Raw genomic sequence first — 13,693 nt, forward strand, 5'->3', positions numbered from 1 at the left:
GTCTCAGCCCAAGGCGGCGCCGATGCGCGCGGCGGCGGCCACGACGGCGTCGACGGCCCCTTCGGCGGTCTCGCGCCGGTGCGTGATGAGCGTGACGGCGGCGGGGCCGTCGGGGTGTGTGGTGCGGATGGGCGCGGCGACGGCGTGGGTGCCGGGAGTCACCTCCTCACTGGAGAGCACGAATCCCTCGCGGCGGGCCGCGCGCACCCGGTCGCTGTCGTCGGCACTGACGGGTCCGGCGGCCTGCACGGCGATGCTGCCGGCGCCCCGGTCGAGGGCATCGCGGCTGCCGACGCGGTAGGAGAGGTGCGTGGTCGTCGTCGACGGCTGGGTCACGGTGATCGCCACTGCGTGTTCGCCGTCACGCACGAGCAGACATGCAGAGGATCCTGTGCGGTCGGCGAGGTCGGCCAGGATCGGCTCCGCAGCCTGCCGCAGCCCGGGACGCACCCGCTGGCCGAGGGCGACGAGCTCCGCGCCGATCCGGTAGCGAGTGCCAGTGCGGGCCGCGAAACCCGTGCGCGCCAGCGCCTGCAGCAGCCGGTAGGCCACCGACCGATGCACCCCAAGACGCGCGGCGACCTCGCTGGCGGTCAACCCCTGCGGCGCGTCGGCCAGCGCCCGCAGCACAAGCAGGCCCCGCTCCAGCGTCTGCGCCCCGTCCGCCCGCCGACCTGTCGGCTCGGCCCCCGGCACGGGGTCGTCCGCGCCCGAGTGCCCCTTACTCCCGTTGCCCATCTGGCACCTCGCGTTCCGTCAGCCGGACGGCGCCATCACGGGCGCCGCGCCTTGGTGGCATGACGGCAACATACACGCTGAACACGCACTATTTGCATCATTGTCGCCGCGTGCGCGCCATCCGGTCACTCGTGAGCCTCCCGAGGCTTCCCGAGTGCCGGGTGAACCCGCCCCGTGCGGCAGCGGGCCAGGCAACGTAGCGACTTCTTGACGTACTGGCGCGACGGCCGATTTTCATCGCTGCAGGTCAGCGCGTTGGGCATCCGAGGAGCACCACTCCGAGTACGTCAAGAAGTCGCTACGTCCGGGGTGCCGCGGTTACTGAGGGCGTCGGAGGGCGTCGGCGGGCATCGCCTCGCGGACCTATGGCAGGGCACCGACACCAGTCGACGCCTCACCGGTTGTGGCATCAGTTGTGGCATCAGCGCCGGGGTCCGCCAGCACCTCGCGCGGGTCGATGAGCAGCACCCGGTGCCCATCGAGCTTCAGGCGGCGCACCCCCTCCTGCAGCATCCGCCGGCCCACATCGTCGACGGAGGCGACGCGGGCGACGTCGATGACCACGGGCATCGGGCCGGGCTCGATCCGCGACAACGCGCGCAGCACGACCTCTCCGGAGACGAACCGGATGGGCCCCTGCACCACCGTCTGGAACCACTGTTCGCCGTCGCGTTCGAGCACCCCGGACTCGCTGACGGCCGCCACCCCGGGCAACGGCGACGACATCAGGTGCATGCCCATGTCGGTGGAGAGCCGCTCGAAGATCTGCACGCCGCGGCTGCTGGAGCCGAAGCGGTCCAGGCGCGGTGAGAACGTGCCCAGGCCCACCTGACCAGGCAGCGCCCCGAGGATGCCCCCTGCGATGCCGCTCTTGGCGGGGATGCCGACCTGTGTCATCCAGTCGCCGGCCGCGTCGTACATGCCGCTGGTCGCCATGACCGAGAGCACGAGGCGACACACGGGCTCGGGCACGACCTGCACTCCGGTGACCGGATTTCGCCCGTGCCCGGCGAGGGTCATCGCCATCACCGCCAGATCGCGCACGCCCACGAGCAGCGCGCATTGGCGGACATAACCGGTGACCGCCTCGTGCGGATCGCAGGTGATGATGTCGTGGCTGCGCACCAGGTGCGCCAGCGCGAGGTTGCGGTGCGCGGTGCTCATCTCCGAGGCGAACACGGCCTCGTCGACGGCCAGGTCGCGGCCGGCGAACGCGGAGAGCCCGGCGTGCACTCGCTCGAAGCGCTCCTGCGCGCCGAGGTCGCCGTCGCCGACCAGCGTGTACGTGGTGATCGCGCCGACGTTGATCATCGGGTTGTCAGGTCGGCCGGTGCCTGCCTCGAGCGAGATCTCGTTGAACGGGTCCCCGGAGGGCTCGACTCCCACCCGTTCCAGCAGCGCCCTCTCCCCCCGGTCGGCGAGCGCGAGCGCGTAGGTGAACGGCTTGGAGATCGACTGGATCGTGAAGCGGGAGTCGGCGTCACCGGCGGTGTACATCGTGCCGTCGGCGACGCACATGGCCACGGCCAGCTGATCCGGATCGACCCGGGCCAGCTCGGGGATGACGTCGCACACGCTGCCCTCGTCGGCCAGGCACTCGCCGAGAACCTGCTGGAGGTAGTCACTGACCGGAACCTTCATGGCCCGACCTTACGGATGCTTCGGCGGCGAAGACGGTGCCACAGATGCCGCAAAGCAGGATCGTGGCAGGTTGCTCAGGCGTCGGCGTAGGGCGAGGACGTGCGAACCTGCGGCCGGATGCCGTCGCCGGCGTCGGGGTCGGGCAGCACGTCACGCGGGTCGACGAGCACGACGTCGTGGCCGTCGAGGGTCAGCCGGCGGATGCCCTCGAGCAGCATCCGTCGACCAACGTCATCGACGGAGGTGACCCGCGAGAGGTCGAGCGCCAGCGGCTCGGGGCCAGGCTCGAGCTGCGCCAGCGCGCGCAACACCGACTCGCCGGCAGCGAACCGGATCGGGCCCTGCAGTTCGGCGTGCAGCCACGTCTGGCCTTCGTACTCGACCGTGCCGCTCTCGCGCACGGCCGCGACCGCGAGCGGCGGGGCGGACATCAGGTGCAGTCCCATGTCGTTCGAGAGTCGCTCGCAGACGTTCACTCCGCGGGCGCTGTTGCCGAACCGGTCGAGGCGGGGCGAGAAGGTGCCGATCCCGACCTGCCCGGGCAGCGCGCCGATGATCCCGCCGGCGACCCCGCTCTTGGCGGGAATGCCCACGTTGGTCAGCCAGTCGCCCGCCGCGTCGTACATCCCGCACGTCGCCATGACCGAGAGCACCTGCCGGCACACCGCCTCCGGCACCACCTGCTCGCCGGTCAGCGGGTTGCGCCCGGCCGCCGCGAGCGTCATGGCCATGACCGCCAGGTCGCGCACGTCGACGAGCAGGGCGCACTGACGGACGTAGCCGCGCACCGTCTCGTGCGCGTTGCCGGCGATGATGTCGTGGCTGCGCACGAGGTGAGCCAGCGCCAGGTTGCGGTCGGCGGTCTCCATCTCGGAGGCGAACACGGCCTCGTCCACGCTCAGTTCGCGGCCGGCGAACGCGGACAGTCCGGCGCGCACCTGCTCGCAGCGGTCCTGCTCCGAGCACTCGTCGCCGCCGACGAGCGCATGGGTGGTGATGGCGCCGACGTTGATCATCGGATTGCGCGGCCGGCCGGTGTCCTCCTCCAGGGAGATCTCGTTGAACGCATCGCCGGAAGGTTCGACGCCGACCCGGTCCAGCACCGCCTCCTGGCCGCGGTCGGCGAGGGCGAGCGCGTAGACGAACGGTTTGGAGATCGACTGGATGGAGAAGCGCACGTCCGCGTCGCCGGCGGCGTAGACGGTGCCGTCGGCCACGCACAATGCGACCGCGAGCCGATCCGGGTCGGCGGCGGCCAGTTCGGGGATGTAGTCGGCCACCTCTCCCTCGTCGCCGGCGCACTCACCGAGAACCTGCTGGAGATAGTCGTCGACCGGAACCTTCATGGTGCGACCCTACGGACCCTCGGGCGACCGTTGAGGATGGTCAGTCGAGGATCTGCTGCGCGCGCTCGATAAAGGTCTTGAGGACGTCGATGCGGGCGTGCTGTTTGTCGTTGCCGGCGACGACGGTCCAGGGGGCGTTCGGCGGGGAGGTGCGGGCGATCATCTCGTTCATCGCGTTGACGTATTGGTCCCACTTCTCGCGGTTGCGCCAGTCCTCGTCGGTCAGCTTCCACGGCTTGTCCTGCGCGCGGGCGTCGAAGCGGGCGAGTTGCTCGTCAGGGTCGATGTAGAGAAAGAACTTCAGGAGCAGCATCCCGTCGTCGGTGAACTCCTTCTCCATGGCGTTGATCTCGCCGAAGGCTCGGTCCCATTCGGCCTGGGTGGCGAACTCTTCGATGCGTTCGACCATGACGCGGCCGTACCAGGAGCGGTCGAAGATCGCGATGCGGCCACGGGCGGGCAGGTTGTTGTAAAAGCGCCACAAGTAGTGGTGTTTCTTGTCCTTGCCCTCGGGCGCGGCGGTCGGGTTGATGCGAAACAGCCGCGGGTCGAAGCCTTTGATGAGCCGGCGAATTGCCCCGCCTTTACCGGCGGCGTCCATTCCTTCGAAGACCATGAGGGTGGGGATGTCGGCCTGGGCCAGGCGGTAGGCCAGGGCGCCGGCCTCCTCCTGCAGCGGGCCGAGTTGCTCGTCGTACTCCTCGTCGGTGAGCGCGAGGTCCAGCGGCACCTCACCGAGGATGTCCGGCGGCGTGCCGTAGGAGCGGTCGACGGGCGCCTGCGCGACCGATTCCCTTGTGGTCAGTGCTGATTCGATGGCGTCGCAGACGATACCGAGCACCTCGATGGAGGCCTGTTTGCGATGGCCGGCGTCGACGACGTGCCACGGCGCGAACGCGAAGTTCGTGCGCTCGAGCACGTCCTCGATGCGCACGGCGAGCTTCTTGTAGCGACGATTCTGCCAACGATCGTGCGGGGAGATGAGCACCTCGCGCGCATCGGACGCGTACTCCTCGATGCGCTTGGACTGTTGTTTGCGGGTGATGTGCAGAAAGAACTTGACGACGACCATGCCGTCGTCGGTGAGGGCCTTCTCGGTGGCGGCGAGCGCCTCGATGCGGGCTTCGTCGTCGGCCTCGTCGAGGTCGAGGCGATTCATCAGGCCCGTGTAGACGCTGCGATCGAACACGGTGATATCACCCTCGGCGGGGATGGCCTGCCAATAGCGCTGGCTCGGCACATACTCACGGTCCTCGTCGGTCAGGTGGTCGAAGACGTGCACAGAGAATCCACGGGCGTCGAGCCGGCGCAGCAGGTGGGTCATGACGTAGCCCTTGCCGGAGCACTCCCACCCGTCGATCTGTACGAGCACCGGCATCCCGGCGTCGGCGGCCTGGCGTTGCAGCCGTTCCAGCCGGTCCTTGAGGTCGCCGCGCTTGACGTCCGCGTACTCCGGGCGCATCCCGCGCTCTCGAGCCTCGTCCAACATCGCTGTTCTCCCTACCGTCGACTCCAGCGTGGCCGTCAGGCTATGCGGCCCAGTCGCCTTCGTCATGTGCTGCGGCGTTGACTGGTGTCAGGGTGGAGCGCCACGAACAGGGACCACGGCTGCGCCTGCGGGTCGCGCGGCCGGTCGTGAAACTCCTGCAGCAACTCGAAGAGTCGTTCGCGGAACTCCTCCAGCTGCTCGTCGGGTAGACGCAATGACATCCGGGTCATGCCCTGGTTCTCGGTGGGTGCCCGGCTGACCTCCGCCAGGAACGCCTCCAACATCGAGGCGGAACTCGCGGGAGCGTTCGTGAACCAGGACTTTCCGGTGGCCCGGTAGGGGATCTCGCGGGCACCGCGTCGGCCGCGGCGCGGCTCCAGCGCCTCGAGAAAGCCGGTGTCGACGAGGGTGCGCACGTGGTGCAGGGCGGTCGCGGGCTTGAGGTCGAGCGTCTGCGCGATCTCCCGGTTGCTCAGCGGCTCGTCGAGCGTCGCTCGCAGGATGCGCAGGCGGACCCCGGAGGCGAGCGCCTTGGCCTCCGCCTCCGTGGCGTCCCGGTGCTCCTGGTCGCCATGACGTTCGCCCATAGCCCCACGATAGCAACGATTGACAAATCCCAATCGCTGCTGGAAGCTAGCGATTGAATATTCCCAATCACTGGAGGTCGGCGTGGTCACGAACTCGTCTGCGCGGCGCACGCTGTTCCGGCATCGCGACTTCCGGCTGTTGTGGATGGGAGACACGGTCTCGGTCTTCGGGATGCAGATCGTGGGCTTCGCGATGCCGCTCGTGGCCATCCAGGTGCTGGGCGCCGGGGAGTTCCAGATGGGGGTCCTGACCGCCCTGGAGATGCTGGCGTACCTGCTCATCGGCCTCCCGGCCGGCGCCTGGGTGGACCGGTGGCGCAAGAAGCACGTGATCGTGCTGGGCGACCTGGCTCGGGCCACGTTGCTGCTGACGATCCCCCTCGCATTCGTCGGCGGGTGGCTTGGGATGTGGCAGCTGTACGTCGTGGCGTTCCTGACCGGCTGCATCACGGTCTTCTTCGACGTGGCCAATCAGTCGTATCTGCCCGAACTTGTCGAGAGTGAGGCGATCAGCGAGGGCAACTCCAAACTGGAGGCCAGCCGGTCGGCGGCGCTCGTCTCCGGCCCGGCGGTGGCCGGGTCACTGGTCCGGCTCATCGGATCGCCCCTGGTCATCGCGGTGACCGCCGCCTGCATGGCGTTGTCGTCGCTGCTCGTCAGCCGCATCCGGCACCAGGAGCAAGTGAGCGACGTGGCGGCGAGGCGCCCGCTGGCGACCGAGATCCGCAAGGGTCTTGCCTTAGTGCTCGACCATCCGCTGCTGCGTCGGATCGTCATGTGCACCGGGACGCTGAACTTCGCCGGCGGCGGCGTCAACGCGCTGTTCATGCTGTACGCGCTGACGGTGCTGGGGCTCAGCGAGGTCACCGTCGGCATGGTCTTCGCGCTTGCCGGTGCGGGCGGGCTGGTGGGGGCGCTGACCGCCGAGCGCTTCGGGCGGCTCGTCGGCGAGGGACGGTCCATCCCGCTGGGGGCGCTCATCTGCGCGGTGGCCTCGTTCGGTGTGCCGTTGGCGCACGTGCTGCCCGCACTGCCGACGCTCATCGTGGGCTGGACGGCCATGGCCTGGGGGGTCGTCGTCTACAACATCGGGCAGGTCAGCTTCCGGCAGCGGCTGTGCCCCAAGCCGCTGCTCGGCCGGATGAACGCCTCCATTCGCTTCCTCGTCCTCGGGCCCGTGCCGATCGGCGCGTTCGTCGGCGGCGTGCTCGGGCATCAGCTCGGGATGCTGCCCACGTTCGTGATCTTCTGCGCCCTGAACCTGCTGGCGGCGGTCCCGGTCCTCTTCTCCCCGCTGATCTCGATGCGCGACCTGCCGCGAGAACTGGACGCGTACCGCACCGAGAACGGCAGTCGGGGCTGACCCGGCAGGCCACTCGGGCCACTCGGGCCACTCAGGCCACGGCGTGGAATTCGATCCGCAGCCCCAACGCCTTGCTGACCTTCAGGATCGTTGCGAAGCTGGGGTTCCCATCTTCGGACAGCGCCTTGTAGAGCCCCTCGCGGCTCAGGCCGGTCTCGCGAGCCAAGGCGCTGAGATTCCCTGAACGGGCGATGACTCCCAATGTGTGCGCGATGAAGGCAGGATCGTCCCCCGCTTCTTCCAGGGCAGCCTCGAGATAGAGCGCGGCATCGTGGGGCGTCTTCAAGTAGTCCGCGGAGTCGTACCGCGAATAGGTCTCGCTCATTCCCGCCACTCCTTCGCCAACTCGTGGGCCTTCGCTATGTCACGCGCTTGATTCGACTTGTCACCGCCGCTCAACAGGATGACGAGCCGGTCACCTCGCTGAACGAAGTAGACCCGATAACCCGGGCCGTGATTGATGCGTAACTCGGAGACGCCTCCGCCGACCGGCTTGACGTCCCCGGGATTGCCGAGAAGCAGGCGATCGATGCGCACCTGGATCCGCACCGCAGCGCCTCTGTCCCGAAGGCCTGCAAGCCAACGGTCGAAGGTCGCCGATCGCAACACTTCCATTAGTGTCAACCATAGTTCACATTACGCGCCCCCGACAACCCGTCTTGCTGGCCACCACGGTGGCCCTCTCGCCGCACGTCCGGATGCGTGAGCTACCAGGGAGTTGGATGCGCGCCGCGAACCCAGCCCCGAGGACGAGCCCGCCCTCCGTCGCCCTGCCAGCACTCGGCGTCAGTCGGTGACGGCCGAGTAGCCGTCCTCCCCGGCGAGCCGTTCGATGGCCGTCGCCAGCCCGAGGTCGCGGTCGGTGAGCTTGCCGACGTCGTGGCTCAGCGTCACGACGGTGACGTGGCCCGGGTAGCTCAGGGACAGGTCCGGGTGGTGGTTGCGCCGGTCGGCCAGGGCGGCCACGGCCGCGACGAACTGCCCGCCGCCGGTGAAGCCGCCGCAGTCGTAGGTCACCGACAGCCCGGAGTCGGAGACGGCCCAGTTCGACAGGCCCGCCTTCCCCACGGATTCGCTTGTCACGCTCTGGTTGTCGTCACTCATGAGCCCAACGTAGGCCGCAGGCGCACCGACCGCATCCGGCGTGATCTGCGTGATCGGCAACGAGCCACGCAGCGCAGTCACCCAGCGCTGTGGCGAACGGAGTACATCAAAGACTCCAGTCCCGACCCGAGTCCGTGAAGGCGCGCTCACGGCCGCGATCTGGGGTGGCCGGAGCGATGACGTTCTCCACTCGCCACCACCGGGCCCGCTCGGGCGCCGAGCGCGGGAGCTACGCCATCTGTTCAGCGCTCACCCGCGTCCGGGTACGTCAGCTGTCGGTGAACCCGACCTCGGCGTGGCTGCCGTCGCACAGGGGCTTGAACTTGCTGGCGCCGCAGCGGCACAGGGTCATGCGGTTGCGGGTCTGCAGGTCGGCGCCGTCGGCGCGGTCGACCGGCACGCCGCCGGTCACCCACAGCGGGCCGTCGTCGACGATGAGGATCCGTTGGGGCAGGTCGGGCTCGTCGTCGACGCGGTCGCCGTCGGTGCGGTGGGTCAGGGCACCGGAGGGGCAGTGGTCGACCATGGCCACCATCTGCTCGACGACGTCGGCGTCGTCGGAGCGGACCATCTTCCACACGTTGGTGTCGGCGCGCATGCAGAACCCGGTGTGCTCGCAGATGCCGCGGTCGTCGCGCACCTGGACGCCATGACCCTGCATGACTCGTGCGCGCGCCTCGTAGGAGTCGGTCGGGGCAGCCTCGGTGCCGTCGAAGGGCTGCGGCCCCGACTTGTGGCTGCCGTCGCAGAACGGCTTGTTGCCCGACCGGCCGCACCGGCACAGCCAGTAGGTGCCCTCGTCGTCGGCCTCTCCGGAGGTGTCGACGGCCGCGGGCTCCTGCCACTCGATCGGGTGCCCGCCCTCACTGAGCACCCCGACTCGCACGAGGTCCACTCTCCCGAACACGCCGTACGGTCCGTTTTCGGTCGCTTCGATGCGTCGCACTGAGTCACCCATGCCGAAACGCTACTGCGCCAGGGTACCGAAGGCGCGCCAGTCGGATGGGGAGCTGACTCAGTCGAGCGCGAGGGTCCCGCGGATGCGCACGGTGCTGCGGCCGCCGACCCACACTTGGCCGTCTTCGCGGTCGATGTGCACGCGGCCGGCGCGGCCCAGCGCCGTGCCCTGGGAGGCGACGTAATGCTCGGGCAACTCGTCGGAGTCGATGAGCCAGAGGGCGAGGCCGGCGTTGAGGCTTCCCGTCACCGGGTCTTCGGCGGCCCCGAGGGTCGGCACGAAGGCGCGCACCTCGACATCCGCCGGGGCGCCGTCGGGGTAGCGGCCGATGACGCCGAGCTTGAGGTCGCCCATCACCGCGAAGTCCGGGCGCAAGCCGAGCACCGTCTCGGCATCCGGCACCAGCACACCCAGCCAACCCGGGCCGTTGTCGACCCACGCGGCGCCCTCGCATGACCCCAGCCCCAACGATGCCAGCGCCTGGGCAAGGGTCGCGTCGTCGACCGGCCCGGAGCGCAGCAGCTCGGGCGCGGCGAATGCCAACCGGTCGCCCTCCAGCCGCACGTCGATGAGCCCGACGCCGCACTCCTGCACGATCCGCTCACCGGCCGGCACGCCGCCGGCCTGCAGCCACGCCCACGCCGACCCGAGGGTGGGGTGCCCGGCGAACGGCAGCTCGCCGCCGGGGGTGAAGATCCGCAGCCGGTAATCCGCTCCCCCGGCCCGGCCCTGCGGCGTGGGCTCCAGCATGAACGTCGTCTCCGAGAGGTTGGTCCAGCGGGCGAACGCGGCCATCGTCGCCTCGTCGAGTCCGTCGGCCTCGTGCACGACCGCGACCGGATTGCCGCGGAAGGCCTCGTCGGTGAACACGTCGACCTGACTGAACGGCTTGCTCATGCGCCCCAGCCTAAGCAGCACAGCGAACACGCACCCCTCAGCGTCACTTCAGTCGGCGGGCGCAATCTCGCCGGTGTCGACACAAATTCGCCGGATACGGCTGACCGGAGGCGATCGACTGCCGCCGAGGAGGAGTCACACACATGCATGGTCGCTCGAGTCGGTCTGCGCGCGTTCGGCTCGTCGGCAGGGTCACGGCCATGGGCACCGCCACTCTTACGGCCCTCGCCCTCAGCGGCTGTGCGCTGTCGCTGGGCTCGGAGCCGGCCGCGAAGCAGAAGGCGGCCAGCACGACCGCTGCGCAAGAGAACGCGACGCCTGCCGTCGCCCCCAAGGCGAACGCCACACACGCGGGCGCCACCCCCGCAGCCGCCGGCGCAGTGCGCCTGGCCAGTCCGCTGCAGGCGCTCCCGGCGAGCCGCAACGAGACCCCGCAGGGCCTGACCGGCACGCCCGGAGGGGGTGGCTACACGAAGATCACGATCCCCGGTCCTGCGTCAGGCCACTCGGGCAGCGCCTATGTGTGGTTCCCACCGTCGTACAACAAGCCCGGTCACGAGCGCACCCAGTACCCCGTCATCGAGGTCTTCCACGGCTATAAGCCCGCACCGTTGGCGTTCTTCAGCTACTACCACCTCGACGAAGAAATGGCGAAGCTCGTTGAAAAGGGCAAAATGCGAGAGGCGGTCATCGTCCTCCCGGATTGGGCGCCCGCAGGATTGGACACCGAGTGCGTCGACGGCGGCGGCGGCAATGTGGCGATGGAGACGTGGCTGACGCAGGACGTGCCCGCGTATATCGCCGGCACGTATCGGGTGGCACGGGATCGCGGTTCGTGGGCCGGCTATGGCGCGTCGACCGGAGGCTGGTGCGCCCTCATGGCCTCGACCCTGCACCCGGCGACCTTCGGCTCCGCGGTCTCCGTCGGCGGCCAGGGCTACCCCGAATTCGACCCGCCCTACATTCCGTTCACGCCCGAGAGCCCCTCCGGTCAGCGCTACAACCTCACCAAGGTCTTGCGAGAGCAAGCGCCGCCGGTCGCCCTCTGGCTGCTCATGGCGAAAACCGACAAGGAGTCCTATCCCACGTCCAGCACGATGATCGCCGCCGCCAAGGCGCCGACATCACTGGATGCCGTGGTGCTGGACTCCGGACGCCATCACCCCATGTTCTGGCTCCCCTACATCCCGGCCACCCTCAAGTGGCTCGGCGCCTCCACCAGCGGCTTCGCGCCGCAGAAGTAGCCCCCGAACAAGACTGCACAGTCGGCCCGTAGTCGGAGCGCTCAGATCGGACGAACCGTCTCGTGCGTTGCCGGGCATTCCCACACCGCCCTGCCGTCCCGCACGGTCGCCGTCAGCGGATGGGTGTGCTGATGAGCAACGCAGGCCGGCCAGACCGACTCGAGCCGCAAGGATGGCGCCATTTCGACAAGCACATCCTGCAGCTGCGACGCCAAGTCCGCAACCTGCCACGCGGGCTCCAGATAAGGGTTCTCCAGAAGCTGAAACAGCTGGCCATCCAAATCGACCACAGCAACCTTCTGACCATCGCCAACAGTGTCGCCTGGAAACGTCAACGAGGCCCGCGGAAACCACTCAAGCGACTCGTCGGACAGCAACCTCGAAATCGTGTCGCTGAAATCTTGACGATCCACGGGTTCACGCACTCCCATTCAAAGCGAGCCAGTTGAATCAGGTTACGCGCTACGCCATGACTTGAGCGCCCCAGGAAACGGATTAACGGCAAGCATGGCAACCTCCCTGTCAGCATTTACTTCGTCCACGATGGCAGCCAACTGCACATCCGGCATTCGGAAGACGAGGGCGTCGTACCGCTCGGTCGCGTCACCTTCGGGCACCAGCAAAGTGGCAGCGCGTAGGATCTGCCAACTCGGCAAAGAACCAGCCACCTGACCAAGCACTAATGCGAGGGGGCATGAAGGGTTCATGAGGACGAGATCCAGCAACTGGGTATCGCGACAGGCCAAACGCAACAGCACGTCAGGAGGGATCTCCATGTTCTGCGCCACAATGTGCGGGACAACCGCATGCTCCGACTGCAGGAGCACCTCAATGACCTGCCGGCTCAATGCCGGGTGGCCAGCCACACGAGCCTGCACCTCGACCACATCGGACTGAGCATCGCGCAGTAACTCCGCTTCTGACGCACTCAAATCCGGCTCAAAGAGCACGATCGCCCTCGGGCTCTTGCTCCGTGGTGCCCGAGTCACCGACGACTTGGGCGATGCGGGAGAGGAGGCCGTTGACGAAGGTCGGAGAATCGTCGGTACTCAGGGCTTTGGCCAGCTCGACGGACTCGGAGATGGCGACGCCGGCGGGCACGTCGTCGTTGTACTCCAGCTCCCAGGCGCCGACGCGCAGGATGGCGCGGTCGACGGCGGGCATACGCTCCAGCGGCCAGCCGCGGCTGTAGGTGGCGAGCACCTCGTTGATGCCGTTCCAGTTCTCCACGACCCCGCGCACCAGCCGCACCGTGTACTCGCGCAGCGGCGACTGGCCCGCCGGGGTCGCGACCCGCTGGTCGAGCAGGTCACCGGCGTTGAGGCCGCGCTGGTCGGCCTCGAAGAGCAGGTCGACGGCCGCCCGGCGCGCCTTGGAGCGGGTGGAGGTCAGCGTGCCCTTGGGCTGCTGGACGGTGCGGATCCGCTCCGCCCCCTCGACCGGGGGCGGTAGCTCGCCGGGCGCGGGGCGGGCGGACGTCGGCATCAGGAGACGCGCGAAAGGTAGGAGCCGTCGCGGGTGTCGACCTTGACCTTGGTGCCGGTCTCCAGGAACAGCGGCACCTGGATCTGCGCGCCGGTTTCCAGCGTCGCCGGCTTCGTGCCGCCGGTCGACCGGTCGCCCTGCAGGCCCGGCTCGGTGTAGGTGATCGTCAGCTCCACCGACGCCGGCAGCTCGACGAACAGGGGGCTGCCCTCGTGGGTGGCGACGATCGCCTCCTGGTTCTCCAGCAGGAAGTTCGACGCGTCGCCCACCACGTCGGAGTTGACGTGCAGCTGGTCGAAGGTCTTGCCGTCCATGAAGACGAAGTCGTCGGCGTCCTTGTACAAGAACTGCATCGTGCGCCGATCGACGTTGCTCGTCTCGACCTTGGTGCCGGCGTTAAAGGTCTTGTCGACCGTCTTGCCCGAGAGCACGTTCTTCAGCTTGGTGCGCACGAACGCCGGGCCCTTGCCGGGCTTGACGTGCTGGAACTCCACCACGCTCCACAGCTGGCCCTCGATGTTGAGCACCATGCCGTTCTTCAGGTCGTTCGTCGATGCCACAGGTCGATTCACTTTCGTCGGTATCGGAGCGCGCCAGCGCACCGGCTCGGCCGGCGGGCACGCGAAGATCGCCACCAGTCTACCGGCACCGGCTGCCCGCCCCGCGCACCCCGCGCCGCGCCGGCCCCCAGCCCGACGGTCGCGCTCCCTGCGTTCGGGCGCGGTCGCAACCGCATTCGTCGGCAGGGAGCGCGACCGTCGAGGAGAGGGGGCGGGCACCGCCGGGCAACGAACCGATCACACTCGGGAGCCGGTGGACTCCCGATGCGGCGCGCCGCGCA

General features: G+C 68.7%; 16 protein-coding genes. 2 read left to right on the plus strand and 14 right to left on the minus strand.

All coding sequences use genetic code 11. The annotated features are described in order from the left end of the window. Window positions 1-3 precede the first annotated feature (3 nt). The 5 genes from KILIM_RS11505 to KILIM_RS11525 form a co-directional block, all read right to left on the minus strand. The gene (locus tag KILIM_RS11505; protein ID WP_006592860.1) at window positions 4-738 is read right to left on the minus strand and encodes an IclR family transcriptional regulator; all 735 of its coding nucleotides are present in this window, start codon (window positions 736-738) and stop codon (window positions 4-6) included. Between the two features lie 363 nt (window positions 739-1,101). After that, the gene (locus KILIM_RS11510) at window positions 1,102-2,379 is read right to left on the minus strand and encodes a glutaminase (protein ID WP_006592861.1); all 1,278 of its coding nucleotides are present in this window, start codon (window positions 2,377-2,379) and stop codon (window positions 1,102-1,104) included. A 74-nt stretch (window positions 2,380-2,453) separates the two neighbouring features. After that, window positions 2,454-3,725, minus strand: a complete 1,272-nt coding sequence (locus KILIM_RS11515) for a glutaminase (protein ID WP_006592862.1) — start codon at window positions 3,723-3,725, stop codon at window positions 2,454-2,456. Window positions 3,726-3,765: 40 nt separating this feature from the next. Further along, complete coding sequence (locus KILIM_RS11520) at window positions 3,766-5,214, minus strand: hypothetical protein (protein ID WP_006592863.1); 1,449 nt, start codon at window positions 5,212-5,214, stop codon at window positions 3,766-3,768. A 62-nt stretch (window positions 5,215-5,276) separates the two neighbouring features. Further along, a complete protein-coding gene (locus tag KILIM_RS11525) occupies window positions 5,277-5,801 on the minus strand; it encodes an ArsR/SmtB family transcription factor (RefSeq protein WP_006592864.1) in 525 nt (174 codons plus the stop codon). Between the two features lie 82 nt (window positions 5,802-5,883). On the opposite strand from KILIM_RS11525, the gene KILIM_RS11530 reads away from it, so the two are divergent. After that, window positions 5,884-7,164: an MFS transporter gene (locus KILIM_RS11530; protein WP_006592865.1), complete on the plus strand. Its 1,281-nt coding sequence runs from the start codon at window positions 5,884-5,886 to the stop codon at window positions 7,162-7,164. Between the two features lie 31 nt (window positions 7,165-7,195). On the opposite strand, the gene KILIM_RS11535 is transcribed toward KILIM_RS11530, so the two are convergent. From KILIM_RS11535 to KILIM_RS11555, 5 genes are all read right to left on the minus strand, one after another. Continuing rightward, window positions 7,196-7,489, minus strand: coding sequence for an addiction module antidote protein (locus tag KILIM_RS11535; protein ID WP_006592866.1), 294 nt, complete (start codon window positions 7,487-7,489; stop codon window positions 7,196-7,198). Continuing rightward, window positions 7,486-7,779 (minus strand): type II toxin-antitoxin system RelE/ParE family toxin, encoded by a 294-nt coding sequence (locus KILIM_RS11540; RefSeq protein ID WP_006592867.1) that lies wholly within the window; start codon window positions 7,777-7,779, stop codon window positions 7,486-7,488. Before KILIM_RS11540 ends, KILIM_RS11535 begins: the two co-directional genes overlap by 4 nt. A 171-nt stretch (window positions 7,780-7,950) precedes the next feature. Next, window positions 7,951-8,268, minus strand: a complete 318-nt coding sequence (locus tag KILIM_RS11545; protein WP_040563109.1) for a 4a-hydroxytetrahydrobiopterin dehydratase — start codon at window positions 8,266-8,268, stop codon at window positions 7,951-7,953. Window positions 8,269-8,536: 268 nt separating this feature from the next. Beyond that, complete coding sequence (locus tag KILIM_RS11550; protein WP_006592869.1) at window positions 8,537-9,226, minus strand: CDGSH iron-sulfur domain-containing protein; 690 nt, start codon at window positions 9,224-9,226, stop codon at window positions 8,537-8,539. Between the two features lie 57 nt (window positions 9,227-9,283). Further along, window positions 9,284-10,123 carry a PhzF family phenazine biosynthesis protein gene (locus tag KILIM_RS11555; protein ID WP_040563100.1) on the minus strand — a complete coding sequence of 280 codons (840 nt, stop codon included), beginning with the start codon at window positions 10,121-10,123 and terminating at the stop codon, window positions 9,284-9,286. A gap of 200 nt (window positions 10,124-10,323) precedes the next feature. Here KILIM_RS11555 and KILIM_RS11560 point away from each other — a divergent pair, with 200 nt between their 5' ends. After that, the gene (locus KILIM_RS11560) at window positions 10,324-11,367 is read left to right on the plus strand and encodes an alpha/beta hydrolase (protein ID WP_040563102.1); all 1,044 of its coding nucleotides are present in this window, start codon (window positions 10,324-10,326) and stop codon (window positions 11,365-11,367) included. Window positions 11,368-11,408: 41 nt separating this feature from the next. Here KILIM_RS11560 and KILIM_RS22400 read toward each other — a convergent pair whose 3' ends face one another. The 4 genes from KILIM_RS22400 to efp are packed head-to-tail and all read right to left on the minus strand — an operon-like array spanning window position 11,409 to window position 13,412. Then, window positions 11,409-11,780, minus strand: a complete 372-nt coding sequence (locus KILIM_RS22400) for a hypothetical protein (RefSeq protein WP_051988761.1) — start codon at window positions 11,778-11,780, stop codon at window positions 11,409-11,411. Window positions 11,781-11,822: 42 nt separating this feature from the next. Further along, entirely contained in the window at window positions 11,823-12,317 is a 495-nt protein-coding gene (locus KILIM_RS11570) for a hypothetical protein (RefSeq protein ID WP_006592873.1), read from the minus strand. Continuing rightward, window positions 12,307-12,852: a transcription antitermination factor NusB gene (gene nusB, locus KILIM_RS11575; RefSeq protein WP_006592874.1), complete on the minus strand. Its 546-nt coding sequence runs from the start codon at window positions 12,850-12,852 to the stop codon at window positions 12,307-12,309. The genes KILIM_RS11570 and nusB overlap by 11 nt, the downstream gene beginning before the upstream one ends. Next, the gene (efp, locus tag KILIM_RS11580; protein ID WP_006592875.1) at window positions 12,852-13,412 is read right to left on the minus strand and encodes an elongation factor P; all 561 of its coding nucleotides are present in this window, start codon (window positions 13,410-13,412) and stop codon (window positions 12,852-12,854) included. Before efp ends, nusB begins: the two co-directional genes overlap by 1 nt. Window positions 13,413-13,693: the final 281 nt, after the last annotated feature.

The organism is Kineosphaera limosa NBRC 100340 (genome assembly GCF_000298215.1).
Taxonomy (GTDB): domain Bacteria; phylum Actinomycetota; class Actinomycetes; order Actinomycetales; family Dermatophilaceae; genus Kineosphaera; species Kineosphaera limosa.

Bases quoted from the DNA above. Each gene is read 5' to 3' on its own strand.
- KILIM_RS11505 (WP_006592860.1), bottom strand. From the start codon at position 738: ATGGGCAACGGGAGTAAGGGGCACTCGGGCGCGGACGACCCCGTGCCG.
- KILIM_RS11510 (WP_006592861.1), bottom strand. From the start codon at position 2,379: ATGAAGGTTCCGGTCAGTGACTACCTCCAGCAGGTTCTCGGCGAGTGC.
- KILIM_RS11560 (WP_040563102.1), top strand. From the start codon at position 10,324: ATGGGCACCGCCACTCTTACGGCCCTCGCCCTCAGCGGCTGTGCGCTG.
- KILIM_RS11535 (WP_006592866.1), bottom strand. From the start codon at position 7,489: ATGAGCGAGACCTATTCGCGGTACGACTCCGCGGACTACTTGAAGACG.
- KILIM_RS11515 (WP_006592862.1), bottom strand. From the start codon at position 3,725: ATGAAGGTTCCGGTCGACGACTATCTCCAGCAGGTTCTCGGTGAGTGC.
- KILIM_RS11545 (WP_040563109.1), bottom strand. From the start codon at position 8,268: ATGAGTGACGACAACCAGAGCGTGACAAGCGAATCCGTGGGGAAGGCG.
- nusB (WP_006592874.1), bottom strand. From the start codon at position 12,852: ATGCCGACGTCCGCCCGCCCCGCGCCCGGCGAGCTACCGCCCCCGGTC.
- KILIM_RS11525 (WP_006592864.1), bottom strand. From the start codon at position 5,801: ATGGGCGAACGTCATGGCGACCAGGAGCACCGGGACGCCACGGAGGCG.
- KILIM_RS11540 (WP_006592867.1), bottom strand. From the start codon at position 7,779: ATGGAAGTGTTGCGATCGGCGACCTTCGACCGTTGGCTTGCAGGCCTT.
- KILIM_RS11520 (WP_006592863.1), bottom strand. From the start codon at position 5,214: ATGTTGGACGAGGCTCGAGAGCGCGGGATGCGCCCGGAGTACGCGGAC.
- KILIM_RS11555 (WP_040563100.1), bottom strand. From the start codon at position 10,123: ATGAGCAAGCCGTTCAGTCAGGTCGACGTGTTCACCGACGAGGCCTTC.
- KILIM_RS11550 (WP_006592869.1), bottom strand. From the start codon at position 9,226: ATGGGTGACTCAGTGCGACGCATCGAAGCGACCGAAAACGGACCGTAC.